Below are 24,840 nucleotides of genomic sequence, written 5' to 3'. Positions count from 1 at the left end.
TCGGACCGTCGCCCGCTGGGGCCCGCGGGCGACAGTGGGGAGGCGTACGAGTGACGACGGCGGAGCCGACCACTTAACACGGTCGACGGCGGAGGCGTTCGTATGCAGGTCTTCGGACTCCTCGGCAACCCGGTCGGCCACTCGCTGTCGCCGCCGATGCACGAGGCCGCCTACGAGGCGCTCGGCCTCGACGCGCGCTACGTCACCTTCGAGCCCGACCGCGACGCCGCGGCCGACGCCGTCGCCGCCGCGGAGACGCTCGGAATCGCCGGACTGAACGTCACGATCCCGTTCAAGCGGGACGTCCTCGACGCGGTCGACCTCGACGACGTGGCCCGACGCGTCGGTGCCGTGAACACGATCGACTTCTCCGAACCCACGCCCCGCGGCTACAACACCGACGTCGCGGGCGTCGAACGCGCGTTCGCCCACCACGACGTGCTGATCGACGGCCGCGACGCCGTCGTCGTCGGCGCGGGCGGGGCCGGTCGGGCCGCGGTGTTCGCCCTCGCCGACGCGGGCGCGTCGGTCCACATCGCGAACCGGACGGTCGAGCGCGCGGAGTCGCTCGCGGCCGACGTCCCCGGCGCGACCGCGGGCGGGCTGGACACGCTCGACCGCGTCGCCGATGCGGACCTGCTTCTCAACGCCACGAGCGTCGGAATGGAGCCGGACGTCGACGACACGCCCGTCCCGGCCGAGCATCTGCACGCCGATCTCGCGGTCCTCGACGCCGTCTACAGCCCGATCGAGACGCGGCTGCTCCGGGAGGCGGGCGAGGCGGGCGCGACGACGATCGACGGCGCGTGGATGCTGCTGTTTCAGGGCGTCGAGGCCTTCGAGATCTGGACCGGCGGCGACGCGCCGGTCGACGCGATGAACGAGGCGCTGCGGGCCGAGTTGGCGTAGAGGGCAGACGCAGTCGTCCGGCGCCGCTCAGTCGTCGGCGTCGGACTCGATCTCCGTCCGCGAGGCTCGGCGGCTGGCGCGCTCGACGAACTCCTCGGGCAGTTCGTCGATCTCGCCCGCCTGCACGCCCCACAGGTGCGCGTAGAGGTCGTCGTTCGCGAGCAGTTCCTCGTGGCTCCCCCGCTCGGCGATCCTCCCGTCTTCGAGGACGACGATCTGCTCTGCGTCCTTGATCGTCGAGAGCCGGTGGGCGATGCTGAACGTCGTGCGGTCCTCGGTGAGCCTGTCGAGCGACCGCTGGATGAGCATCTCCGTCTCGGTGTCGACGTCGGAGGTCGCCTCGTCGAGCACGAGGATCTCCGGGTCGCGGAGGACCGCGCGCGCGATCGAGAGCCGCTGGCGCTGGCCGCCCGAGAGCTTCACGCCGCGCTCGCCGATCTCGGTGGCGTAGCCGTCGGGGAGGTTCTCGACGAACTCGTGGGCCTCGGCGGCCTTCGCGGCCTCGACGACCTCCTCCTGCGTCGCGCCGAACGTCCCGTAGCGGATGTTCTCCTCCACCGTCCCGTAGAACATGAACGTGTCCTGGCTGACGTAGCCGATCGAGCGCCGGAGGCTCGGGACCGTCACGTCGCGGATGTCGGTGCCGTCGACCGAGATCGACCCCTCGTCGACGTCGTACATCCGGAGCAGGAGCTTGAGGACGGTCGACTTTCCGGCCCCTGTGGGTCCGACGAGCGCGAGCGTCTCGCCGCCCGCGACCTCGAAGGAGATGTCCTCGACGATCGTCTCTTCGGCGTCGTAACCGAAGCTCACGTCGTCGTAAACGACGCGCCCCTCGTCGACGACGAGCTCCTCCGCGTCGGGTTTCTCCTCGATCTGGGCGGGCTCGTCCATCAGTCCGAAGATCCGCGCGGCGGAGGCGTAGGCGCGCTGGTACATATTGATGATCTGGCCGAACTGCGCCATCGGCCAGATGAACCGCTGGGTGAAGAGGATGAAGCCGACGAACTCCCCGGGGGTGAGTTCACCGGAGAAGAACAGCGGCGCGCTGCCGGTCTCCCGGTAGGTGAGGACCCAGATCCCGCCGAGGAAGAACGTGAGGATGAAGCCGATCCCCGAGAGGAGGCGGAGGCCGGGGAAGAACTTGATCCGCGTGCCGATCGCGTCCCAGTTGGCGTCGAAGTAGTCCTGCGAGACGTCGTCGACGCGCTCGGACTCGAAGTCCTCGGTGTTCGAGGACTTGATCACCTGGATGCCGCCGAGGTTGTTCTCCAGCCGGGAGTTCAGTTGCCCGACGGAGGAGCGGACCTCGGCGTACTTCGGCTGGATCGTGTTGACGAAGCGGTAGGTGAAGTAGCCGATCAGCGGGACGACGGTGAGAGTGACGACCGCGAGTTGCCAGTTCCAGTACAGGAGGATCGCCGCGATTCCGAGCACCATCACCCCGAGGCGGAACGCCGAGTTCATCCCGTCGTTGAGGAACCGCTCTAGCCGGTTGACGTCGTTCGAGAGGATCGACATCATCTCGCCGGTCTGCTTGTCGGCGAAGAAGTCCAAGTTCAGCCGCTGCATCTTGTCGTAGGTGTCCGTGCGGACGGCGTGCTGGATGTGTTGGGCGAAGGAGTTCCACCCCCAGTTCCGCGTCCAGTGGAACGCCGCTCCGCCGAAGAAGGAGAGGGCGATCAGCCCCGCAGCGAGGTGGAGTTGTCCGCTCGGCGTCGTCGGCAGCCACGCGCCGGGGACGAGCCACAGCGAGAACGGCCGCTCGTCGAAGAAGATGGAGTCGACCGCGACCGCGAGGAGGACCGGCGGGAGGAGGTCGAGCAGGCGCGCGACGACGCTCGACGTCAGGCCGACGACGAACGCGAACGCGTTCTCGCGGCCGTACTCGTCGAAGAGCCGACGCATAGGGTTCTCCGCGCGTTCGCGCTGTCGCTCGAACGGGTCGTCCTCCGCGGGGTTGACCATCACCGTGTTTCAGGCCGCGTCGGTACTAAAGGGTTCCATCGCGTCACGTCCGGCGTCCCTGCGTTCGATCACAGCTGCCGGCGCTCGATTTCGGGGTCGAGCCCGGCGGCGTCGAGGTCCTCGCGAATCCTCGTTCGGAGCGGCTCCGGCACGGTGTCGCGGCCGACGGGAACGGCCGTCTCGCCGTCGCCTTTCACCTTCCAGTAGAGGACGCACTCCGAGGGCCCGTAGAACTCGATGCTGTAGCGGTCGCCCGCCCCGCGGTAGTGGACGCGCGCGGCGTAGCCCTCGACGCGCCAGCCGTCGAGCGCGTCGAACGCGTCGGCAGGGTCGCTCATACGTCACAGCAGGGCCGCACGCACCGTCGGGCTTTCGGTTCGGCGACCGGTCAGGACTCCGCGGTCGACGCCGGTCCCCACTCTCCGTCGATCCGGATCCGATCGCCGATTTCGACGCCGCGCTCGCTGGTGTAGTTGTACGGCACTTCCAGCACGTACTTGCCCCGACCGCGGTAGCGCCGGAGATCGTCGTTCGAGGTGCCCTCCGGCGGGAGTTCGGCGTGGTGGATCGCCGTGATCGTCCCCTCGCCGTCGACGAAGACGATGTCGATCGGGAACGCCATATCGCGCATCACGTAGGCGTACTGCCCCTCCTCGTCGTGGACGAACAGCATCCCCTCGTTCGCGCCGAGGGAGTCGGTCTCGCTGAGTCCGGTGTAGCGCTTCGACTGCGTATCGGCCACGCGGGCATTCACCGTCGCGAGCGTCTCGTCGGTGTCTCCGTCGACGAGAGTCACGCTCGTTCGCTCGTACTCGCCGGTCGGGAGGAGTCCGGGGTTGCTCGCGACGGCGACGACGCCGACCGCGAGGAGGACGGCGACGGCGACGAGGGCGGTGGCGAGTCGCGACCCATCGGGCATAGATCGGTGTTCGATCCCGCACGCGGTAAGGATTCCGGCGTGGGGGATTGGAAACCGTTATACCCGCGTGTGGACTTTCCGGCGTGGGGGATTGGAAACCGTTATACCCGCGTGTGGACTTTCTCGACGTGCGGGCTCGTGGTCTAGTGGTTATGACGCTTCCCTTACAAGGAAGAGATCGGTGGTTCGACTCCGCCCGAGCCCATACGTATCACGCACGGTTTCTAAGGCACCAATTTCATCGCGTAGAAGCGATGTAGCCCAATTTTCCAATTTTTGCTGGCGTAGCGACGGGGTTCGATTTTCCCGAACCCAATCGGTTGTCGACTGGCCCCCGCCTCCGTCCGGGGTTCTGCGTTATCCGAACGCGCACTGGAGTATCAAAGTATCGGCTAGGCAGTGTTCAGGTTATAGTAGTCGGTAGAACTCTTTACTCAGAGAACTATGTTGTCTGTAATGGATCACCTCAATGAGATCTCCGTCGAAGAACTCCAAGAGGCGCTTGACAATGTTGATGGAAACAAGCCGACTCAACGGCTGTTAGCTGCGATCGCGTACAAAAACGGCGTCACGCAAACCGAACTTGCCGAGTGGTACGATACAGAGCGAAAAACGATCTATAACTGGCTCAACCGACTCGATACCGACGAACCGCTTGAACAAGCTGTTACAGATGCTCATCGATCTGGTCGAAGACGAAAACTCTCAGAAATACAGCAACAAGAGTTTGCGCAAACAGTCCACGAATCACCCCAAGAGATCGGCGTTGACGCGCCGGCGTGGACGCCGGCGCTCGCACAAGAATATCTTGAAGAAACGTACGGCGTCGACTACTCAATCCCAAGCTGCCGGCGGTTGTTGAAAGAAGCGGGATTGAGTTATCAAAAACCACACCGTTCAGCCGCTGAATCCGACGAAAACGAGCAAGGCGAGTTTTACGACGAGATCAAAAAAAGCGGCGGGAAATGGACGCCACAGTAGTCTGCATCGATCAAACCAAGAATTCTGTCCGAGTTGAGCCGCGTGCCGCGTGGTTTCCGCGCGGCACGCGGCCTTCCGTCGAATTATCTGGCCAACGGGACTGGACGTGTCTACTGGGCGCGATCACCGAAAACAGTGATCGCTTCTTCTCTCGGTTTACAGAATATATCACCGCTGATCACGCAAAAACATATCATTTTAGCACTATGTGAAGAATTTGAAGATGATTTGATTGTCGTTCTCGATGGAGCACCGTACTTTCAGGCATCGGCCGTCACGGACCTCGCGGCCCGTGACGACCTCGCCTTCGTGACGCTTCCTTCATATTCACCAGAACTGAACCCAGTCGAAGAATGCTGGAGACAGCTCCAAGCAGCTCTCAGCAACTGCTTTTTCGATTCACTCGACGAACTTACAATAGCGATCGACAGTGCTCTTGATCAACTCTCGATTCCAAAAGTGAGTAATTATTTCTAGTAACTACTATAATTGCTACTCCTACTGAAACGGTTGAAATAAATTAATCAATTTTTAGTCATCATCTTAGTCCCGTCGCCGTTTTGTATAACAAGTGTACATATGTTAAGTAGATTGTGAGGGCTGAAATGAACGACAAACTCACGGGTAATTCCCTTCCGAGGTTGATGCGGCTGTATCTGTTGGAGGTCGGTATTATGGAGGTTTACTTCCAGGGGGTGGGGTAGTGCTTTGCCTAGTTAATTCATTGACAAGACCTTTTCAATCTCACGTTGATCCATACGCTCTTGTGATGTAAACTGTCGGTTGAGGGGGAGAGCTACCGCTGTAATAGCGTAGCAGGCAATGGTGATGCAAACGCTTCACCAATGTTTCACGGCGAATCCCTCATAACTGAAATTTGAGGGATAGAGATACGCAAACTGGGAAAGTATGTTCGATAAATCCAGAGTTGGGGGCCTCGGTTGTTTCCCGCAAGGGTACGTGAGACACTCGAACGTTGATAGTTGACTTCTCGACACATTTCATCTGGAATTAGCAGATCATCAGACACAGACTGACTATGCATCCGATTAAGTGGCCCGACACTTCTACTGAATGAGATTCTCGATATCCGGGTCTTAGAAAGACGCATTGTATAGCATCGTCTGAGGAGATACTACCCACTCTGGAAATACCGAACGATTATATGGTGGTAGTGAAAAGTCCCACATATGACGGGGTCTAATAACGGAGGACGTCGGGTGAAGACAGCTGACAACATCATAGACATAATCGACGTTATTGACGCGAACGACGGGGCGACGGTCACCGATATCGCGAAATCGGTCGAACTTGCGAAGAGCACTGTCCATGAGTATCTCTATACGCTGACGGACCGAGGATACTTCGTGAATAAAGACGGCACCTACTATCTCGGACTGAAGTTTTACAAACACGGACTCTCTGCGAGAGACCGATACAATATCTTGGACGTTGTCGAACCGACACTTGATCAGCTCGCTGAGGAAACTGGTGAGGCGGCCTGGTTTATCGTAGAGGAGCACGGTAAGGCAATCTATCTCGCGAACGCGCTGGGTGATTATGCAGTCCAGACTCACGCACGCGTTGGACAAAGCGAATACCTCCACTGTATCGCAACGGGGAATGTCATTCTGGCACATATGCCGCCTGAACGGGTCTCTGAGATTATCGAACGGTATGGGTTGCCAGCGAAAACGCCTGATACGATCACCGATGAGGACGAATTGCACTCCCGCTTAGCGGACATACGTGAGGACGGGTATGGTACTATCCGGGGGGAAGCGGCGAAACAGATCAGCGCTATTGCTGTACCTGTGTTTACAGAACAAGATAATCTCGCCGGAGGAATCTGCATCTCTGGACCAACTCGACGGATGGAACAAAAGGGGATGAAAACCAAATTTCTCGATCTGTTATTAACTGCTGCGGACGAGATTAGTCTGCGATTCGATTGGGAGCGATAGAGTCTGTCACAACCCCCATTGATCAGAGTTTCACGTTGACGTTTTTCTTTTGCGTGTACTCGAAAACTTCGTCGATCGCTTCTTCTTTGCCGATCCCGGAACGTTTCCACCCGCCGAATGGAGCGCCCCAGTAGTGGCTTCCCGCCTGATTAATCCAGACGTAGCCCGCTTCGAGCCGCTTCGCGACGCGGTGAGCTCTCGTGAGGTCATTAGTGAAAATGGCAGCAGTAAGACCGTACTCAACGTCGTTCGCCTTTTGCAGGAGAGTATCTTCGTCGTTCCACTTCAGAACCGAGAGAACTGGGCCGAATATCTCCTCGCGAGCAATGCGTGTGTCCATCGTCACATCTGCGAAGACGGTCGGGTCGATGAAATATCCGTCCTCGAATTCCTCTCCTTCTGGATGGGTTCCGCCCGTTAACAGACGGGCATCGCTCTGCTTCCCGAGGTCGATGTATCGCATTACTTTCTCGTACTGGTCTTCGGAGATGAGACAACCCATCTCGACGTCCTCGTCCAGGGGGTTACCAGGTGTTATCGATTCGACCTTCGATTTGAGTAGATCTAACCCTTCCTCGTAGTGGCTCTCGTGGAGGAAAAGCCGCGTCGTAGACCCGCAAGACTGGCCTTGTGACCAGGTGAAGTTCATACCGTCGATGCTTGCGGTAACTGCCTCCTCCAAATCGGCATCTGGGTACACGAGACAGGGATTCTTTCCTCCAAGCTCGAGGAGCACGTCCGTGGTGCTCTCTGCTGCCTGGGATTGAATCATCTCGCCGGTGGGGACACTACCCGTGAATCCAATCTTTCTGACGTCCGGGTTCGTCACGAGAGGTGAGCCGGCTTCGTCGCCGAAGCCAGAAACGACGTTGACGACACCGTCCGGGAAGATATCTGCTTCAGCGATTAACCGAGCCAGTTCCATAACACCAAGTGAGTCCTGTTCCGGCGGTTTCATAACGACGGTATTACCCGCCAGGATCGGGGCGGCAAACTTCGATCCGGCGAAAAGTACCGGATGATTGTACGCGATTATTCGGCCCACGCACCATATGGTTGCTGGAGCGTGTAGTTCAGCGTGTCCTCGGACACGGGAATTGTCTCCCCTTTGATCTCGAGTGCGAGACCAGCGAAGATGTCGACGCATTCGGCAGCGGCCTCCGCATCGCCCTTCATAGCGGTGTACGGGTTACCACTGTCGGCGGCGTCGATGGCGCCCAAATGCTCCGCGTGTTCGCGCAGTAGTTCGGCGAACTTCCGGAGCATCGTTGCTCGGTCGCGGATACTGTAGTCGTGGTACCACTCGGATTGCGCTTCTCGAGCTGCGCGGACGGCGCGATCAACGTCCTGTGACTCGCCACGAGGGATATCGGCGAGGTGTTCTCCGGTCGCTGGATTCCGCGTCTCGAATGTCGCTCCGGAGTTGCTATCGACGAGTTCGCCGTCGATCAACAGCTTCGGGGTCTCGAAACCCACGTCTCTGACTCCCATAGAGCCATCTTTCAGACTCCTCCTTAATAGCTATTGCTGTTAGTCTTTCTCACGCTGTTTATCACTTGACCAGAACGACAGCGTAGTCGCCGGAATCGGCAATCCCCTACACTAATGACCGGTAGAGCGAAAGAGACAAGGTTAATATGAAGGTACACCGTGAGATTGATTTATGCATACACCCTTTCGAGCCGGAATAATCGGCACTGGAAGCGTCGCTGGGATGGGCCTTGGCGCGACTCGTGGAAACCACGTTACCCCTGACAGGATCGAAATGAGCCACGCCGGCGGCTACGCCGCAACAAACGAGGTGGACCTCGTCGCGGTCGCGGACGTCGACCGAAAAAACCTCTCTCTGTTTGGTGACCTCTGGGATGTTCCGGAGGAAAGCCGCTATACAGACCACAACGCGATGCTGTCGTCTGAAGATCTCGACGCTGTTTCGGTGTGTACGCCGACGATGTACCATCACGAACACGTCCTTGATTCAGCGACCTCGGCGGCAGACCCCGACGTGATATGGTGTGAGAAGCCGCTAGCGACGAGTTATACCGACGCGGCAGAGATGGTGGACGTCTGTGAGCGGACAGAAACAGAACTTCTTGTCAACCATACGTTCAGATTCACGGAGAAATTTATGCAACTCAAAGCTGCACTCGCTGAACGACCGGATCTATTCGGCGATCTTCATAGCGCCCACCTCCAGTACCGGAAGGAGCTTATGCGAAACTCCACGCACCTCCTCGATATGCTGATTTACCTGTTCGATATTGACATCGCTTCCGTTTCCGGTTTCGTCGCCGATCCTCCGGACGCCGACCCACCGACCGACGACGCCGGCGGTGGAGGGTATCTTCTCCTCGAGAACGGGGCGTTTGTGACACTAGACTGCACGCCTCCACGTGCAGCGTCTTCGATGGCACTTCAGTTCCTCGGATCCCGTGGGAAATTCGCCCTCAACGTGGACGATGGCGAGTGGCGGTACTGGCGACTCGAAGACGGTACGCACATCGAACAACCGCTTCCCATTCAGGCAGACGATACCTGGGTATGGGATACTGACTACGCCGCTGGATTCACCACCGGGGCCCGACACGTCGGCGCCTTGTTGCAAGGCGAGGCGACTAACTGTTCACCGGGTGTCGAAGCGCTCCGTTCGCTCGAAGCCATCGTCGGCCTGTACGTCTCACACTCCACTGGCTCCCATATTTCGTTGCCGCTAGATCGTCCCCTCCGAACGGTGACTATCCAATCCTGGTAACAGAGAAATCATTTGGTGTGGACGCGATTGTTAACCCTTACAACCCGCAAGTATAAGTGGAACGCCGGAATGACTCAAACCTATGGTAGAAATTGACGGCCGTGCTTTCAGTGGGCCTCATAAACACATACTCGAGTTCGTTCGACGCGTCGATGGGCGGTATTGGAGCGCCGTGTTTTTCGCCTGCATCTTCGCGTACACTACCCTTCTCGTGGTCGAGTCGTTCTCGTACTCGGCTGCGGCGCGTCTGTTCCCCCTAATCGTCGGCATCTCGCTCCTCGGTCTCGTTGCCGTCCAGATAGCAGTGCTTCTAGCGGGTGATCGCCTTGATATCAAACGGGTGGAGCTCTTCGGAAGCCCTGAGGAATTCTTAGAGGACGAGGGAGACACGGAGCAGGAGGATTTACTTCGGTATCAGCGTGAGTTCGAGATGATCCTCTGGACGACCCTCGCCGTGGCAGTAATTTGGCTGCTTGGCCACGTCCTCGGGCTCGTGGTCTTCGTGTTTTTTTTCGTCTATCGTTTCAATCGCAATCTGAAAAAAGCCGGTATGGTGACCGGGATAGCGTTCGTGTTCGTCTACCTTCTGTTCGTCCGCTTGCTCGATTCGAGCCTCTGGACAGGAATTCTTTTTAAGGGTGGTGGTCTTTGGTGAAATTCAGTGCGATTTTCGCCCGTGTGTTAAGCATCTCACTCTCTGGTGGTGATCCCCGTGCTTGACCCTACTTTCCTGGAACCGATGCTGCTCCAGTCGACGGGTGAATCAGCCGAGGCCGTCCGGATCGCACTCGAGACTATCTTTACGCCGACTAATCTGCTGTTTATCGTACTCGCTACGCTGCTGGGACTGATCGCCGGTATCTTCCCTGGACTTGGCGGACCAGTGGCGATGTCTTTGCTCATTCCGATCACCTTCCAGCTTGACAAGAACGTCGCGATTATGATTCTGGTTGCGAACCTCGGAGGGACTGCATTTGGAGGGTCCATCACTGCAATCTTGCTGAATACGCCCGGCGATGCGCCCAATGCAGCGACCCTCTTGGACGGATATCCTTTGACCAGACAGGGACGCGCTGGCGAAGCAATCGGAGCGAGCGCGCTTTCCTCGGCCGCGGGCGCACTGCTCGGAGTCGCCCTATTTTTGGTGACGATACCGTTCATCCGCCAGTTGGCTGTGGCATTCCACTCGGTGGATATTTTCTGGCTCGCGCTGCTCGGCTTGGCGACCATTGCGGTCGTCACGCGCGGATCTGTAATAGGCGACCTCATTGCGGGTGCGTTTGGCCTGATGCTTGCCTTCCACGGGCTCAACACGGTCACGGGGACGGCTCGGTACACGTTCGACACGGACTATTTACTCTCGGGATTCCCCCTTGTTCCGCTCATCATCGGCTTGTTCGCCATCTCGGAGATGATTAAGCTGATGGGTGAAAATTCCAGCATCGCCAGCGACGTCGAGGTTTCGGGCGGCGTGCTAAAAGGCGCGAAAGAAGTCGTTCGAAACTGGAGTGTGTTTCTGCGCAGTAGCGCTATCGGTTGGCTGGTCGGTATCGTACCGGGCGCTGGCGGCACGGTGGCGAACTTCCTGGCATACCTGCAGGCCCAGCATACGGACGAAGATCCTGACTCGTTTGGAACGGGAAATATCAAGGGCGTCATTGCAAGCGAAGCCGCGAATGACGCGAAGGACGGTGGAGCAATGATACCAACACTGGGCCTCGGAATCCCCGGGTCAGCGTCCACGGCGGTCCTGTTAGGTGCGTTCATCATCCACGGCATAACCCCTGGGCCACTCCTGTTTCGGGAGAATCTTCAGATCGTCTTTATCGTCATCTTCGCGCTCGTGATCGCTAATTTGCTCACTTCGACAGTTGGGCTCATCTCGGCGAAGTACCTCGTGAGGATCACCAGCGTATCCGTCACGGTGATTGCACCCATCGTCATCGTCGTCGCGATGTACGGCGCATTCGTCGTTCGAGGACAGATGCTCGATGTCGCCCTGACTGCCGGCTTCGGGCTGATCGGGCTGATGATGGTGAAGTTTGATCTCTCCCGCGTCGCCCTGATCATCGCACTGGTACTTGGACCGATCGCGGAGGACAATTTCCATAGGGCGCTTCAGATTTCGAGTGGTGACGTCGGAGTGTTGTACGCACGACCGCTGTCGTTAATCCTGATATCGTTGATAGTGCTAATGTTGCTTCTTCCAGTGTATCGCTCGGTTCGATCCTCCGGGGCGTGAAAGGGTGAACCCAAGCCGCTAATGGTACTATTCGATCACATATCGAACCAGGCTCCTGAGTCCGACGACCGTGTTCGTTCTGCCGGATCGGACAGCTTGGTGGCCGTTCTGGCAGTGGCCAGATTAGGTTAATGAACGAAGCATTCAAACGTTTTCTAGTCTGTGTTTGGACCCGGATGGGTAGTACTGTTCAGATAAGCTCGAAGGATGAGGCAGTCGTAGTTTCTTGGTACCTATGCCAGAAGCTCGCCGCCTCACCGACTGTAGTGACTTGCCGGAGTTAGAGATTGTGGAGCGCAAGTCGACACCCGAGTCGGCGATGAAGCTGGGTATCCAGCTGTATTTGGCGGTATTATCGCTGGCGGATACCGTCTCTGTGCTCGTCAGCCTCTATGTCTAGCGTTGTCGATCCACCGTGCACAACTGGATTCAGAAGAGATATACAGCCGACAGAGGGACAGGACCCGAATTTCATCGCAGTTGATGAGACTGTAATTCGTGTGAACGATCAGTGCTACTAATTGTTGGCCGCGGTCGATCCCGAGACGCTGTATGCGGCACGTGCGACTGTTCTCGACCATAACTCAAGCGCTGACCGAGATGTTCCTCGCAGAACTCCACGAGAAACATTTCGTTTCCGACGCATTCTTTCTGGCCGATGGAGCGCCGTGGTTGCAGGCGGCCTACTATCGCCACTCATCCGATTCCAGCATATCATTCACGGGAATCGGAATGCCGTCGAACGCGTGTTTAAAAAGAAGGAACGCCGAACGAACGCGTTTGCCAATCACTTCGGACACACTGAGCCGAAATCCGCCGACATATGGTTTCAAGCATTCGCCGTCTGCTTCAATCAGCTAATCTGAACAGTGCCCCAAAAAAAGCTATAACACTTATTGTTGCCGATGGTTAGGGGACTAGTATGGTCATTATTGCTGCGGTAGACCGCTCAGACCGTGCAAAGCACGTCGTGACGGAAGCCGGTATGCTAGCGGAGGCGTTTGACGAACCGCTGCACATCATTCACGTATTATCCAAAAACGAGTTCCTAGAGATCGAAGCGACCAGTCTCGAAAAGAAAAACCGGCCTGTCGATATGGATAGAATTCAGCAGTTCGCCGCCGAGCACGCCAACGAAGCCGCGGAGGACATCGAGATAGCGTACGAAGCAATTGGCCGGGTAGGAGACGCGCAAACTGAGGTGAACCAATATGCGGAGGATCTCGATGCAAGATATATCGTGGTCGGTGGTCAACGACGGTCTCCCACGGGGAAAGCGCTCTTCGGGAGCGTAACACAGTCAATTCTTCTCAACGCAGATCGTCCTGTCCTTACCGTAATAGCGTAGCCAAGGGGGACTGAATAGGTCGCCAATCCAGACTCTCGTTGTCGAGAATCTACCTCGATGTCAGTTGATCTGGTTCTCCCCCGCTTTTCGTCATAAGTGTGTGCATTCCCCCCTCGGCACTGTTCAGATTGGCTGATTGAAGCAGACGACGAATGCTTGGATCCACGTTTCAGCTGTGTTCGGCTCAGCGTGTCTGAAATGGATGGCAAACGCCTCAGTTCGGCGCTTGAGTTCTTTGAAGGAGGGTTCGACGGCATTCCGATTCCCGTGGGTGACGTGTTGGAATCGGAGCGAGTGACGATGGCAGGCCGCCTGCAGCCAGGGTGCGCCATCGACCAGAAACATTTCGGTCAACGCCGTGGTTCTGGTCGGGAAGAGTCGCACGTGCAGCAGGCGATCTGTGTCGGGATCGACTGCGGCAAACAGCCAGTAGCGTTGGTTATTCACCCGGATTACGGTTTCATCAACCGCGACGTAATCCGGATTCTGTCCGTCTGTCGGCTGTAATCCTGCCTTTTGCACCCAGTTGTGAACAGCGGTTCGACCACGTTCGGCACCCACGCTTTCTAATACAGAGTCGGTATCCGACAGCGATAATCCAGACAAATGCAGTTGGATACCCAGCTTCATCGCCGGCTCGGGTGTCGCCTCTCGCTCCACAAACTCTAATTCCGGGAAGTCACTACACTCGATGAGGCGGTTTGGTTCTTGCATAGGCACCAACGAACTACAACCGCCTCACTTTTCGATCTTATCTGAACAGTGCCCGTTCTAACCCATAGATATATATATTTCATCCAAGTATCTCAGAACGACTATGGTAGATCATAGCAGGCGGTGCTTTGTAGCGAAAGCTGGTATCACCGGAAGTGCCCTCGTCGGTATCGCCGGTTGCAGCGGCCAGAACGCCGGCGGTGGGGAATCCTCTCCAGCGGATGATTCGTCGGACTCACCGACTGATACCGAAATCGAGTATCCGACCGAAGAGATATCCTTCATTGCTCCCGGGTCCTCTGGCGGGGGATACGATACTTACATCCGGTCGGCTGCCCCGTACTTTGAGGAGGAACTCGGCGTATCCGTGAAGGTCGAGAATAAGCCGGGTGGGGGTGGCGTTCTTGGAGCCAACAGCGCGTACAAGGCTGACGCGGACGGTTACACCTTGACGATGTTGAACGACGTTGGTCTGGTCGCGTTCGATATCGCGGATCGGTTCTCCGGGGCGCCGACTGATATGAGCCACGTCGGGCTGCTAACGCAGCCACCGGCCGGCATCGCGGTCGCCAATTCCCTCGAGGTCGATTCGTGGAGCGACCTCGCAGAACAAGCTCCTGACATCACTTGGGCCACGGCAGGGCAGGGGTCGCAACCCCACCTCGGTTTGGTCTTGCTGGGTGAACTGACTGGGGCGTTCCAGTCCGAGGACTTAAATATAGTCCACTATGACAGCGGCGCGGATATTGTCGCCGGAATGGAGCGTGGTGAAGTAGGTGGCTCGTTCCTCCCACTTCCGGCAGTAATGAAGGTCGTCCTCTCGCTAGAAAGCGTCGGCCTGCACAGCGTCCTATCGGACAACGAAATGGTGAGAGAGTACATAGAAGGCGCCGGCGTATCCGGCAACCTCTTCCTGTCGGACATCGACGCCGACAACATTGAACGAGTATCGGATCTAACCAAATTAGGCCGGTTCGTCACCGGTCCGCCTGGCGTTCCGGAGGGCATTCTCGAAAAGCAAAAAGACGCCTTCGAGAGCGTGGTGAACAACGACGAGTTCCTCGGTGATCTGAAGGAGGCGAAACGGCCAGCATTCGAACCGGCAGTCGGATCCGAGGTAGTCAACGACCGACTCGACAGCATTCGAGAGGAGTTCACGACCGATCCGCTCAATACGATCATCAAGGACAGCTTTGGGGGGTAACCGCCGTCGAGTCGATCTGTATCTCTAGAGTGCGTCTGTAGTCTTGATCACGGTAACCAGGTCTCCGCTGAACACAATTGTTATTACACGTCTTTGAGAATGGTTAGCTATGTCGAATGCGAGTGAGCTACGACTGACTTACGAAGACGTCCGTGGCGTATTCGGTATTATGCCAACACCAGCGACGCCGGACGCCGACCAGCCGGACGCATCAGACACTGTTGATCACGAGGAGGCGGCACGAGCCGCGCGCGCGCTGGTAGACGATGGCCTCGACGCGCTTATGATCAACGGGACGTTCGGTGAGGCAGCCACACTCACCAATACAGAGTGGCAAGAATTCACCCGGACTGTCGTCGAAGCTGTCGACAGCGATGTCCCAGTCGTCGCGGGTCCGACGACGCTGAACACGCGTGACACGATCGACCGGGCGAAGTTCGCTCGTGATATCGGCGCTGACGGAATTATGCTCGGGCGACCGATGTGGTGCGAGCTCTCCTTCGAGGCGACGATCCAGTTCTATCGGGATGTCGCGGAGAAAGTCCCAGAACTCGGGATCGTAGTCTATCACAACCCAAGTGCGTTCAAGAACACGCTGACCCCTGACTACTGGGAGGCACTCGCCGAGATCCCACAGGTTGCCGCGGCGAAGTACGGGACTATCGACGCTGCCTACCGGGACTGTGTGGACGCCGCTGACGGCCGTATCCAGATGATGACTATCGAAAAGGATTGGTTCTTGGCGAACAAGTGGTTCCCAGATCAGGCAACTGCATGCTGGTCCAGTAGCGTCGCGTGTGGTCCGAAGCCAGTCGTTCGACTCCGAAACTTGCTACTCGGGGGTGAAATCGAGGCTGCCAGGGACCTGACCGATCGCATCGAAGCGACGTACGAGCCATTTTTCCCCAAGGATATGCAGGATTTTCGTCGGCACACCATATCCCTGGAGAAGATCCGGATGAACGCCGCTGGCTACCTCGAAGCGGGTCCCACTCGTCCACCGTACCACGTTACGCCGAAGCGATTTCTCGAAGGTGCCCGTGAATCGGGCCGACAGTGGGCCAGGCTCGTCGAGGATATCGACGGCTAGTAACTGTCTCCCCCGATATTCCTCCACTGCTGTTTAGGCGATAATGACGATCACAGTGCCGGCGACTATTATCACCGAACCGAGTACCAGTTTCCAGGTTATTCGCTCCAGGTTAGACGGCACGAACAGTAGCGAAAGGCCGATGATAAACAGCGGACTCGTCTGGAGGATGGGATAGACAATGGTGACGGGCGCTCTCTCAAGTGCGGCGTAATAACTCACGAGGAACACGGTGTTCGCCGCGCCTGCTGCGATGAAAAACCAGCTGCTCGACGAGCGGGCGGTGAAACTCCATCCGCTCAGTCGAAGGTACGTCACGAACAATACTAGCGCAGTGACCGTCTTGATAGTGATTCCGACCAGAATGGGGACATTCTCCGCGATCCCGATCTTGGCGAGCGTCGGTTCTAGACCGTAGAACAGTCCCGATGCGAGTCCGAATAGGATCCCCGTTTTTGCACTGGCCAGTGACGAGACATTCTCGGACTGACTCTCAAGCGAGATGGCGACGACACCGAGGATGATCGCGAGAATGCCGGCGACTTGGAGTACAGAGAGTACCTCCCCGAGCACGATCACCGGTATGACGGTCGCGTAGACCAATTGCGTCGCTTTCAGCGGTTCTGTCCGGCTGGAGCCAGCGAGTTCGATCCCCTTGTAGTAGCTAATCCGCCCCAGTATAGTTGCGACCAGTCCGGCTCCAACGAAGGCCGCTATACCAACCGGTGTGACCGTCACGGAGTGGTGGAGAAACACCGTCGCCGGGGCGACGATGACGAAATTCGACAATAGGATTACGACCAGGGCGTCGTTGACTGTCCCATCGCTCTTGGAAGTCCCGATGCGGATGAAGAGACTGTAGGCCGCGATACCGAGGGCGCTAACCAGTGTAAATGCTATTGCGAGATATTGGACCATAGATACCAAATCAGTCGGTTTGCACTAGGCTTACGCGGTTGAGGGTGACGAGTAAATTGCGACCGCCGGTGCGGCGGGGGAGCCATCGCATCAATCCCCTCATTCGTCCGCCCACTCTGGGAAGAGTCGATCATCCGTGATGGCCTCGGCGAGCACGCCATACTCGACCGCGTAGTCCATCCACGCTCGGATGTTCGCCTTCGCCGACTCGTCGAGTGTGACTGGTAGCGTCGCCGTTTTCGTGATACGCTGGAGTCGTTCGATGCTCTGTTCGCTCTCCCCCTTTCTGCTGTCTCCCCGAAGCGCCGACAGCACGTCTTCGTAATAGTTGTCTCGGTAATCACGGGAGTCCCGGAGCGCCTGAAGGAATGCATCGACAGTCGACGGATTCTCTTCGCAGAACCGGCGATCTAAGACGATAAGGTGAATGAGCGGGTAGGCACCTTCGAGTTTGTGCCATCCGTCCGCGAGGTCGTAGAGCAGTTCGACGTTCGGGTCGTCGAGGTAGTCCCAGTACCAGTCACCAACGCGTTCGACTACGTCAACCTCTCTCGACTCGAACGCCTTGGACAAGTTCTGGTGCGTGTCGACGACCCAGTCGATGGCGTCAACGTCGACGTCGAAATGGTGGTCCAGGATCGCTTTGTGGAACGTCATAGCGCCGGACTGGTCGTGGATCCCGAGGCGAACGCCCTCGAGGTCGGTGGGGCCGGCGATGTTTGAGTCCGAGGGGGCGAACAGCCCGCTTCCCTGTCGGTAGGAAAGTCCGGCGCCGACGACGCTCGGGTCGTTGGGAAACACGTCCGTGTGGCTAATGGATTTGGTGATGACGTATTTTCCTAGTGACATCGTTGTGGCGTCAACGTCGCCACACACTATCGCCTGGTCCTTCTGAGGAGAGTGTTTATGAACCACGTCGACAGAAACGCCTTCCGGTCGGACGATACCTTTCTCCAAGGCGTAGTAGAACTGTCTAGTGTAGTTAAACGGTGTGATACTGAATCGTAGGGAACGTTCGGCAGCCATATGACTACGATGCCGGCAGGGAGTCATAAATCCTCTTGCAAACGCTTGCCGACCGACGGTGAGACACCGGTCCGCCGGAGCCTACCCCACAATTGATAACCGGCAAGCGAATACATCAGTTGGTAATGGGAGTAGCAGATCTCCGTGAAGCACTCGTACTGGCGAATAGGATGTTGGCGAACGAGGGGATATTCAGGATTTTCGGCCATATCAGCTGTCGTCATCCGGACGGTGACAAGTTGCTTATTTCGCGTGCTCGGAGTCCCGCTCTCGTCACTGAAGACGATATCGTCACGATGAATTTCGACGGTGAGGTGTTAAACGCGGATGTTCGTCCGTACGGGGAAACGGTCATTCACCGATCCATCTACCGGGAACGCGATGATGTGAATGCTATCGTTCACCACCATGCTGACGAAATTATGCCCTTCACCGCCCTCGATATCGAGTACAAACCAGTATTTCATATGGCCGCGCTCTTTGCTGACGGAGTTCCAACGTTTAGCGACTTTGACACGGAGGGCGGGCGGCTCGTCGTAACCGAAGCCGAAGGAGAGCGGTTGGCGGAGAACCTGGGTGACCATCGGGCCCAGTTCGTTGCTGGCCACGGGGCGAACGTCATTGGTTTCGACCTTCGCGAAGTGGTTACGGCTACGACATACTTCGTGCTGAACGCCCGATATCAGTACCAGATGGAACTCTTTGGCGAGCCGACGTACTACACCGGACCGGTTGAGTCGGTCCGGACGATGGTCGACGACGTCCTCTTGAGCGACCTCGTGTTGGACCGCGTTTGGGAGCATCTGGCTGCACAAGTGACAGACTGAGATTTAGTCGTCGGAATATTTATTACTGTAATTCTGGTTTATTGGAGTAGGTTATGAGCGGTGCTAAGCAGTCACAAGTCGACAAGCTAGTAAGTAACGTCCGAAAGATGGACGAGACCGGCCTCCTCCCGTTGGAGGTGTACAACGACCGCGCTCTCCACGAAGCCGAGCTTGAGAGGATCTTCGGGACTGCTTGGGTCTTTGTCGGATGTGAGTCCGAACTGAGCGCTCCGGGCGATTACTTCCTCCGGCCTATCGGGAACAATACGTTCATATTTGCCCGCGACGAGGCCGGTGACATTCACGTGATGTACAACTCCTGTCGGCACCGCGGGACGGAGGTCTGCCGGGCGGAGCAGGGGAATACGACCCACTTCCGGTGCCCGTACCACAGCTGGACCTACGACAACAGCGGCGACCTCGTTGGCCTACCCCAGAAGGACAAGGCATATCCGGACCTCGATCCCGACGATTGGGGACTCCACGAAGCACCCCGTGTGGAGAGCTACGAAGGGCTCGTTTTCGCATCACTCGCAGATAACGGGCCGTCACTTGAAGAGCACCTCGGTGACTTCACCTGGTACCTCGATATGCACCTGAAGTTGACCGAGGGCGGTATGGAGGTTCTCGGAGAACCCCAGCGCTGGGTCACCGACTTCGATTGGAAGTCCGGTGCCGAGAACTTCTCCGGCGACAGCTATCACACGCAGTCGACCCACAGTTCGGTGTTCGAGGTCGGACTCACTGAAAACCTCGGTGCAGCGGGTGGTAGCCACCATCACGACATCTCCCACGTCGACGGACACGCGATGACGCTTCGGTTGGCCGAAGAAGACAAGCCGATTTTCTTCGGCTATCCCGACGAGGTCCAGACTTACATCGACGACGCCCGATTGAGCGATGACCAGTACAACATCGCGAAACGTTCAATCATTCAGGACGGCACTGCGTTTCCGAATATGTCGTTCCTTCATATCGCGCTCAAGGACGCGGCCGAAAGCGACCCGGCGACGTTCTTCCTCATCCGGAAGTGGAACCCAACGGGTCCAGGCCAGACCGAGGTATGGAATTGGGTTCTAGCCCCGACCGAGGCCTCGGAGGAGTACAAGCGACGCGCCTACAAGGTCGCGGTCAGCACGTTTAGCGCCTCCGGGAACTTCGACCAGGACGACGCGGTCGGTTGGCGGGGTATGGCGACAAGTGCGAATGGGACGTTCGCCGAGAAAGTCAAGGCAAATTTCCAGCAAGGTCTGGAAGCTGGCGACGCGAGGGTTATGGACGACGACGAGTGGCCCGGTCCAGGACGCGTTTACGATACTAATCTCGTCGAGGATACAATCCGAACGTTCTACGGGAGCTGGGCAGACGCAATGACGGAGGCTGAGAACGATGACAACTGACGAGAAGATTAGGGATCTTAGACACGACTGTGTTCAATTCCTAAACCGCGAAGCAGAAGTACTCGACGATAGACATCTGACCACCTGGATCGATATGCTCACCGACGACGTGGAGTACCTCGTCCCACGACGAGTCACAGTCGAAGCAGGGAGCGAAAGGGAATTTAGCGAGAACTCTTTTCACTACCAGGAAGACAGGGCGTCGTTGAATGCGCGAGTCAACCGATTCGAGACGGACCACGCTTGGTCCGAAGACCCGCCGTCTCGAACGCGCCGATTCGTGAGTAACGTCCGAGTCGAGGGGGTGGATGGGGACGACGTACCAGTAAAGAGCAATCTACTCGTCTACCGCACGCACGGCAATTCACCCGACCCCGACCTGATTGCCGGGGAGCGACACGACGTTCTGCGGCGCGTCGACGGCTCTCTAAAGCTCGCGAGTCGCCGAGTACTGCTGGATACCACGGTCCTCGATGTGGGATCCCTCTCTATATTTTTGTAGAAGGGGATATTATCGATATCTACAATGGACGAAGAAATTCGCATCGCGAACGAGTTCGCCGTCGTCACCGTCCGAAAAGTGCAGACCAACGCAGGTGAACGACTCGAGATAGCAGCGCCAAAGAAGGACTCGAAAATCCATCTCGATGCGGTCGCGCTTGAGAGCCTGACCTGGCAAGATCCCGAATTGTTCTCAGATCTATTGGAGGAACCCCACGGTCCAGAGTGAGACGTGCTCGCTTCGACCTATGGACGTCGTGTCCCAAAGGGATGGTCATCGCTGTCGGTAGAGGCCGCTGATTAGTCGCAACCAAGGGATACCCGGCATAATTAAGTTACTCTGTGTGCATAGTTGTCTTACTGATGACTGGTGTGAGAAAGCTCGAGTACGTCCACCTACAGGTGACTGATCTCGACGACGCACTCGCGTTCTATACGACTGTTATGGGACTCAACGAATACGACTACGACGGGGATCACGTCGCGCTCGGGTGTGGTCTTGACGACCGCGTCGATCTCCTCGTAACCGAGGGCGGAACTGGCGTTGCCGAGTTCGCTGTTCGGGTTCCTGACGAAGCGACACTAGCGGATTTAGAGACCCAACTCAACGACGCAGATGTCGACGTTAAGGACCCGCACGGTCCGTACGACGGCGTCGCGTTCGTCCTCCCGAGCGAGATACGTATGGCCCTCGTCGTCCCGGACAGCGGTCGACGGGAGTACCACCACCCAAGCGAGCCGAATACCCCTGACCGCTCCGCACTTACCCCGCTTGACTTAGACCACATCAACCTCGCGAGTACCGATCCGCGCGCGGATGCGGAGTTCCTCCGGAACGTACTGGGTTTCAACGTTTCCGATATTCGTAAGACTGATCGCGGGTACTGGACCCAGGTATTCACTAGATTCGGCGACTACCACCACGATGTGGCGATTACGATTACTACAGACATATCTGATACACTGCACCACCTCGCCTGGACAATGACTGATATCGCCCACCTGAAGACGTTCGCCGACTTGGTTGTGCAGCACGGCCACAACCTCGAACTCGGTATCGGCCGACACAACGCCGGCGGAAACCTGTTTATGTACCTCTGGACGCCCGGTGGAAATCGATTCGAGTTTAACGCCGAAGTCGCAACACTCGACGCCACTTCGCCGGTGAGATATCAAGGCACTGAGGGAAATTCGGTATCTATCTGGGATGGTGTCTACCCACCGAAATCCTTCAAGACGCGGTGTTCGTAACGAATCACTTCGAAACCAGCAAGCGGTTCCGAAGATGCCTCGGTATCGACACGACGATGGGGTTTCCCCCGGCGCCAGAGTGAGACCTCAAGTCGCTCCGTGCACGCTATCGGATCAACGGAAGGTTAGTCTGCCTCTCGCAATTCCGGATCTGGTTTCCAAGTATTGCCTTCGAGAATGACGAGGTCGTATCGCTCTATCACTTGTATGACGCCGAAGCGGTCGTCGGCGTCATAGTCGACGTCTGTCTCGTCGGACGATTAGTCGGCGATAACACTTATAATGACACCGTTGAGACTGATGATCGACGATAGGATGGCTGACAAGTCCCTGGTGACCGCTGATAGTTTCATTACAGCCTCTTATGGACTTTAACTTCGCAATGGCTTCTTCGTAAGGTCCTGAGATCTCTACCGATACGGAGACGCTTTCTCTGGAATCGGTTGCATCTCATTGTTATATATATGTCTGTGGGGTGTATAGATGGCACTGTCTAGTTAAGCTAGTTTGAGAAGTGAGCAGGTCGTAGAGGTTGTTTGGGACAATGCTCGCAGACCTGCTCAGCGAGGGTTACGCGGTGGATTTCAAAGAATGTTGGGAGCGTGAGCGGACGGTGACGCCCGTCAGGGCGTTCGCCATCCGACTCCACGCGACCGGCTGTTCACTCAGAGAGACAGCAGCAATTCTTCGCTCGATCGGTGTAGAACGGTCTCATCAGGCAATTTGGCAGTGGGTACATCGGCTGGCTGACAGCGTTCCCGACCCGCCGTCGGCGCAGCCGACGCGGGTCGCCGTCGACGAGACCGCGGTCCGAATCAATGGCGAGTTGTCTTGGGTGTACGCTGCAATAGACCTTGACTCAAAGTTACTACTCGGCGTTGATCTCTTCGATCGACGAGGTACCGATCCAGCAACAGAGTTTCTTGGGCAACTCGTCGAGAAACACGATCTCTCGAACACTGAGTTTCTGGTTGATGGCTATGGATACCTGACTGCCCTCTTTCGATTAGACTTGAGCGGTCACCTTGACTACGTTGACCGAAACCTCATCGAAAAGTGGTTTCATACCCTCAAAATGAGAGTCGACCGCTTCCATAATTCGTGGGTCGGCAGTCGGACTTCCGTCGCCCAGTGGCTTGCACAGTTCGTGTATTATTATAACTTCCAACGACCGCATCAAGCGCTAGATAATCGAACGCCAGCTTAGGTCGTTAACTAGACAGTGCCGACTGTTTAAATCTTGTGGAGGCTGAGACGCGGGTTCAATCCGACTCGTCAAGAAATCTCGAAGCCGGGTCTTCATACACTGATGATAAGAGGGTGTCATAGAACAGTTACCACACCAAAGAGCAGGGTGAACGCTGAGGTGGAATGAGTTCAGCGACCCTGCAAGATGATCCTTCGGTAGAGTCATTCTTCAATGTCGCGGAAACCGAGACGTTAGCGTTGTTTGAGCATCTTTCCTTCGGGTTTCTCGCAGAGTTCGACGTGTTCGCCCCGGCGAAGACGGGGCGAACACGAGAGCACAAGCCACCAGAACTGATGCGTGGTTTCCTCCATTGCTACTACCACGACACCTACGGCATTCGCCCGATTGAGCGAGAGCTACAGAACACGTTCGTCTGGCTTAGCTGTGGATTCGATCGACCGCCGTCGAGAGACGCGGTCGATCGCTTCCTTACCGACCTCGAACACGTCGTTGACGAAGTGTTCGATAGACTCGTCGAGCAGGCCGCCCGCCGCGGCCTGCTCGACTTGACGTACTCCATTAATTCAACGGACGTGAGAGCGATGCCCGCCGATTCAGACGCGTCGAAATGCTACGATCCCACAGCTGAAGAGTACTACTACGGCTACGGCTGTACGATCGTTTCGACCGGACAAAAGATACCGATCGTAGCGGAGTTTACCGAAAGCAAACAAGCGCCAGAAGAGACGGCGATGCGCGTCACGCGTGACGCGCTCGCCGTCGCCAAACCGGTGTGGATGCTTGGAGACAGCGCCTACGACACGCTCAACTGGCGACCACCTGCTGGCCGCAGGGGTCGTGCCAGTCGTTCCGTACAACCCACGAAACACTGACGACCCGAAAGACATCAAGTACAGAGTCGAAGACCGCATCAACGAACACAGCGAGGACGTTCAGCTGAAACAATCAACGCTAGACGAGACGTACAACCGTCGGACTGGAGTCGAACGAACCAACGAATCAGTCAAGGGCTGCGGCCTCGGGCGTGCGTTCGCCCGAGGCCGCGTCCACGCACGAACACAAGTGTTCCTTGCGCTGTGTCTTCGGCTCGTCGTCGCAATCACCAACTACGAACGAGGTGACAATCCGGGCAGTACCGTGATCACGGTGTGAGAAGAGTTCTATGACTCCCTCTGATGATAATTCAACTGAGACTGCTAAACAAGAAACCTTTGTCCGGCGCATTTAAATACTAGAACGGAATTTTTCGAATCGAGGTTTTCACAGGATATTAGACAATATTGATATTCTGATACTGGTTGTGGGATACTTCTATTATCGGAAGTTCCTAGGTGTTTTAGACCGAATGAAGAAATATTATCGTATTAGTACGATAATGAAAATATATGAGTGCCGAGGGCAGCTTTCTATATATTCTTCTGGTAGGTGCTAATATAATGTCAGAAGGTACAGGTCTCGTGCCTGATGAGGACTGAAGTAACCTTCGTCTGGTCATCTGAAGTTGACTTGAACATACTGTTCGATATCAAGCCGAGTTAAGATAGTTATCTGCAACTATACCCTCATCGGCAAGAAGCATCCGAGCGTCCCGACGGATAGATCGATTGTTGGGACGT

The 24,840-nt window shown here is 56.9% G+C and carries 20 protein-coding genes, 1 tRNA gene and 4 pseudogenes; 18 read left to right on the top strand and 7 right to left on the bottom strand.

Features of this window, described 5'->3' with window-relative positions:
* Positions 1-102: 102 nt before the first annotated feature.
* The gene (locus tag ACP99_RS10730; protein ID WP_049986598.1) at positions 103-909 is read left to right on the top strand and encodes a shikimate dehydrogenase; all 807 of its coding nucleotides are present in this window, start codon (positions 103-105) and stop codon (positions 907-909) included.
* Between the two features lie 27 nt (positions 910-936).
* Here ACP99_RS10730 and ACP99_RS10725 read toward each other — a convergent pair whose 3' ends face one another.
* The 3 genes from ACP99_RS10725 to ACP99_RS10715 all read right to left on the bottom strand — a co-directional run bounded on the left by ACP99_RS10725 (position 937) and on the right by ACP99_RS10715 (position 3,796).
* Positions 937-2,877: an ABC transporter ATP-binding protein gene (locus ACP99_RS10725; RefSeq protein ID WP_049986597.1), complete on the bottom strand. Its 1,941-nt coding sequence runs from the start codon at positions 2,875-2,877 to the stop codon at positions 937-939.
* Between the two features lie 68 nt (positions 2,878-2,945).
* Complete coding sequence (locus tag ACP99_RS10720) at positions 2,946-3,215, bottom strand: DUF7538 family protein (protein WP_049986596.1); 270 nt, start codon at positions 3,213-3,215, stop codon at positions 2,946-2,948.
* Between the two features lie 50 nt (positions 3,216-3,265).
* Entirely contained in the window at positions 3,266-3,796 is a 531-nt protein-coding gene (locus tag ACP99_RS10715) for a DUF192 domain-containing protein (RefSeq protein ID WP_049986595.1), read from the bottom strand.
* A gap of 132 nt (positions 3,797-3,928) precedes the next feature.
* On the opposite strand from ACP99_RS10715, the gene ACP99_RS10710 reads away from it, so the two are divergent.
* The 3 genes and pseudogenes from ACP99_RS10710 to ACP99_RS10700 all read left to right on the top strand — a co-directional run bounded on the left by ACP99_RS10710 (position 3,929) and on the right by ACP99_RS10700 (position 6,741).
* A tRNA-Val gene (locus tag ACP99_RS10710) sits at positions 3,929-4,001 on the top strand.
* 251 nt (positions 4,002-4,252) lie between these two features.
* Positions 4,253-5,254 (top strand): annotated as a pseudogene (locus ACP99_RS19260) (IS630 family transposase).
* 713 nt (positions 5,255-5,967) lie between these two features.
* Positions 5,968-6,741 carry an IclR family transcriptional regulator gene (locus tag ACP99_RS10700; protein ID WP_081927423.1) on the top strand — a complete coding sequence of 258 codons (774 nt, stop codon included), beginning with the start codon at positions 5,968-5,970 and terminating at the stop codon, positions 6,739-6,741.
* Positions 6,742-6,763: 22 nt separating this feature from the next.
* On the opposite strand, the pseudogene ACP99_RS19255 reads toward ACP99_RS10700, so the two are convergent.
* Positions 6,764-8,232 (bottom strand): annotated as a pseudogene (locus tag ACP99_RS19255) (aldehyde dehydrogenase family protein).
* 172 nt (positions 8,233-8,404) lie between these two features.
* Here ACP99_RS19255 and ACP99_RS10685 point away from each other — a divergent pair.
* The 5 genes and pseudogenes from ACP99_RS10685 (at position 8,405) to ACP99_RS10665 (ending at position 13,083) form a co-directional block, all read left to right on the top strand.
* Positions 8,405-9,493 carry a Gfo/Idh/MocA family protein gene (locus tag ACP99_RS10685; RefSeq protein WP_081927422.1) on the top strand — a complete coding sequence of 363 codons (1,089 nt, stop codon included), beginning with the start codon at positions 8,405-8,407 and terminating at the stop codon, positions 9,491-9,493.
* Positions 9,494-9,575: 82 nt separating this feature from the next.
* On the top strand, positions 9,576-10,148 hold the full coding sequence (locus ACP99_RS10680) for a tripartite tricarboxylate transporter TctB family protein (protein WP_049986589.1): 573 nt from the start codon (positions 9,576-9,578) through the stop codon (positions 10,146-10,148).
* A gap of 45 nt (positions 10,149-10,193) precedes the next feature.
* On the top strand, positions 10,194-11,735 hold the full coding sequence (locus ACP99_RS10675; protein WP_049986588.1) for a tripartite tricarboxylate transporter permease: 1,542 nt from the start codon (positions 10,194-10,196) through the stop codon (positions 11,733-11,735).
* 235 nt (positions 11,736-11,970) lie between these two features.
* Positions 11,971-12,601, top strand: a pseudogene (locus ACP99_RS19250) (IS6 family transposase).
* Between the two features lie 56 nt (positions 12,602-12,657).
* Positions 12,658-13,083: a universal stress protein gene (locus ACP99_RS10665; RefSeq protein ID WP_049986587.1), complete on the top strand. Its 426-nt coding sequence runs from the start codon at positions 12,658-12,660 to the stop codon at positions 13,081-13,083.
* 123 nt (positions 13,084-13,206) lie between these two features.
* Here ACP99_RS10665 and ACP99_RS10660 read toward each other — a convergent pair whose 3' ends face one another.
* Positions 13,207-13,797 carry a DDE-type integrase/transposase/recombinase gene (locus ACP99_RS10660; RefSeq protein WP_049986586.1) on the bottom strand — a complete coding sequence of 197 codons (591 nt, stop codon included), beginning with the start codon at positions 13,795-13,797 and terminating at the stop codon, positions 13,207-13,209.
* Between the two features lie 103 nt (positions 13,798-13,900).
* Between ACP99_RS10660 and ACP99_RS10655 the strand changes: the two genes are divergently transcribed.
* Together ACP99_RS10655 and ACP99_RS10650 are read left to right on the top strand one after the other, a co-directional pair.
* The gene (locus ACP99_RS10655) at positions 13,901-15,001 is read left to right on the top strand and encodes a Bug family tripartite tricarboxylate transporter substrate binding protein (protein WP_049986585.1); all 1,101 of its coding nucleotides are present in this window, start codon (positions 13,901-13,903) and stop codon (positions 14,999-15,001) included.
* A 169-nt stretch (positions 15,002-15,170) separates the two neighbouring features.
* Positions 15,171-16,091, top strand: coding sequence for a dihydrodipicolinate synthase family protein (locus tag ACP99_RS10650; RefSeq protein WP_197052434.1), 921 nt, complete (start codon positions 15,171-15,173; stop codon positions 16,089-16,091).
* 33 nt (positions 16,092-16,124) lie between these two features.
* Here ACP99_RS10650 and ACP99_RS10645 read toward each other — a convergent pair whose 3' ends face one another.
* The gene (locus ACP99_RS10645; protein ID WP_049986583.1) at positions 16,125-17,009 is read right to left on the bottom strand and encodes a DMT family transporter; all 885 of its coding nucleotides are present in this window, start codon (positions 17,007-17,009) and stop codon (positions 16,125-16,127) included.
* A gap of 99 nt (positions 17,010-17,108) precedes the next feature.
* Positions 17,109-18,035, bottom strand: a complete 927-nt coding sequence (locus ACP99_RS10640) for an ABC transporter substrate-binding protein (protein ID WP_197052433.1) — start codon at positions 18,033-18,035, stop codon at positions 17,109-17,111.
* Positions 18,036-18,160: 125 nt separating this feature from the next.
* Here ACP99_RS10640 and ACP99_RS10635 point away from each other — a divergent pair, with 125 nt between their 5' ends.
* The 7 genes and pseudogenes from ACP99_RS10635 to ACP99_RS10605 all read left to right on the top strand — a co-directional run bounded on the left by ACP99_RS10635 (position 18,161) and on the right by ACP99_RS10605 (position 24,376).
* The gene (locus ACP99_RS10635; RefSeq protein ID WP_049986581.1) at positions 18,161-18,862 is read left to right on the top strand and encodes a class II aldolase/adducin family protein; all 702 of its coding nucleotides are present in this window, start codon (positions 18,161-18,163) and stop codon (positions 18,860-18,862) included.
* Between the two features lie 53 nt (positions 18,863-18,915).
* Positions 18,916-20,262 carry an aromatic ring-hydroxylating oxygenase subunit alpha gene (locus ACP99_RS10630; RefSeq protein ID WP_049986580.1) on the top strand — a complete coding sequence of 449 codons (1,347 nt, stop codon included), beginning with the start codon at positions 18,916-18,918 and terminating at the stop codon, positions 20,260-20,262.
* The gene (locus tag ACP99_RS10625) at positions 20,252-20,764 is read left to right on the top strand and encodes an aromatic-ring-hydroxylating dioxygenase subunit beta (protein ID WP_049986579.1); all 513 of its coding nucleotides are present in this window, start codon (positions 20,252-20,254) and stop codon (positions 20,762-20,764) included. Before ACP99_RS10630 ends, ACP99_RS10625 begins: the two co-directional genes overlap by 11 nt.
* Positions 20,765-20,788: 24 nt before the next feature.
* Complete coding sequence (locus tag ACP99_RS10620) at positions 20,789-20,992, top strand: hypothetical protein (RefSeq protein ID WP_049986578.1); 204 nt, start codon at positions 20,789-20,791, stop codon at positions 20,990-20,992.
* 134 nt (positions 20,993-21,126) lie between these two features.
* Positions 21,127-22,014, top strand: a complete 888-nt coding sequence (locus tag ACP99_RS10615) for a VOC family protein (protein ID WP_156105683.1) — start codon at positions 21,127-21,129, stop codon at positions 22,012-22,014.
* A gap of 544 nt (positions 22,015-22,558) precedes the next feature.
* Entirely contained in the window at positions 22,559-23,221 is a 663-nt protein-coding gene (locus ACP99_RS10610) for an IS6 family transposase (RefSeq protein ID WP_049986576.1), read from the top strand.
* 164 nt (positions 23,222-23,385) lie between these two features.
* Positions 23,386-24,376: pseudogene (locus ACP99_RS10605) on the top strand (transposase).
* Positions 24,377-24,840: the final 464 nt, after the last annotated feature.

It is taken from the genome of Halobellus rufus (genome assembly GCF_000739575.1).
GTDB lineage: Archaea > Halobacteriota > Halobacteria > Halobacteriales > Haloferacaceae > Haloquadratum > Haloquadratum rufum.
The sequence above is the reverse complement of the archived record's forward strand: the minus strand, read 5'-3'. Positions and strand labels throughout refer to the sequence as shown.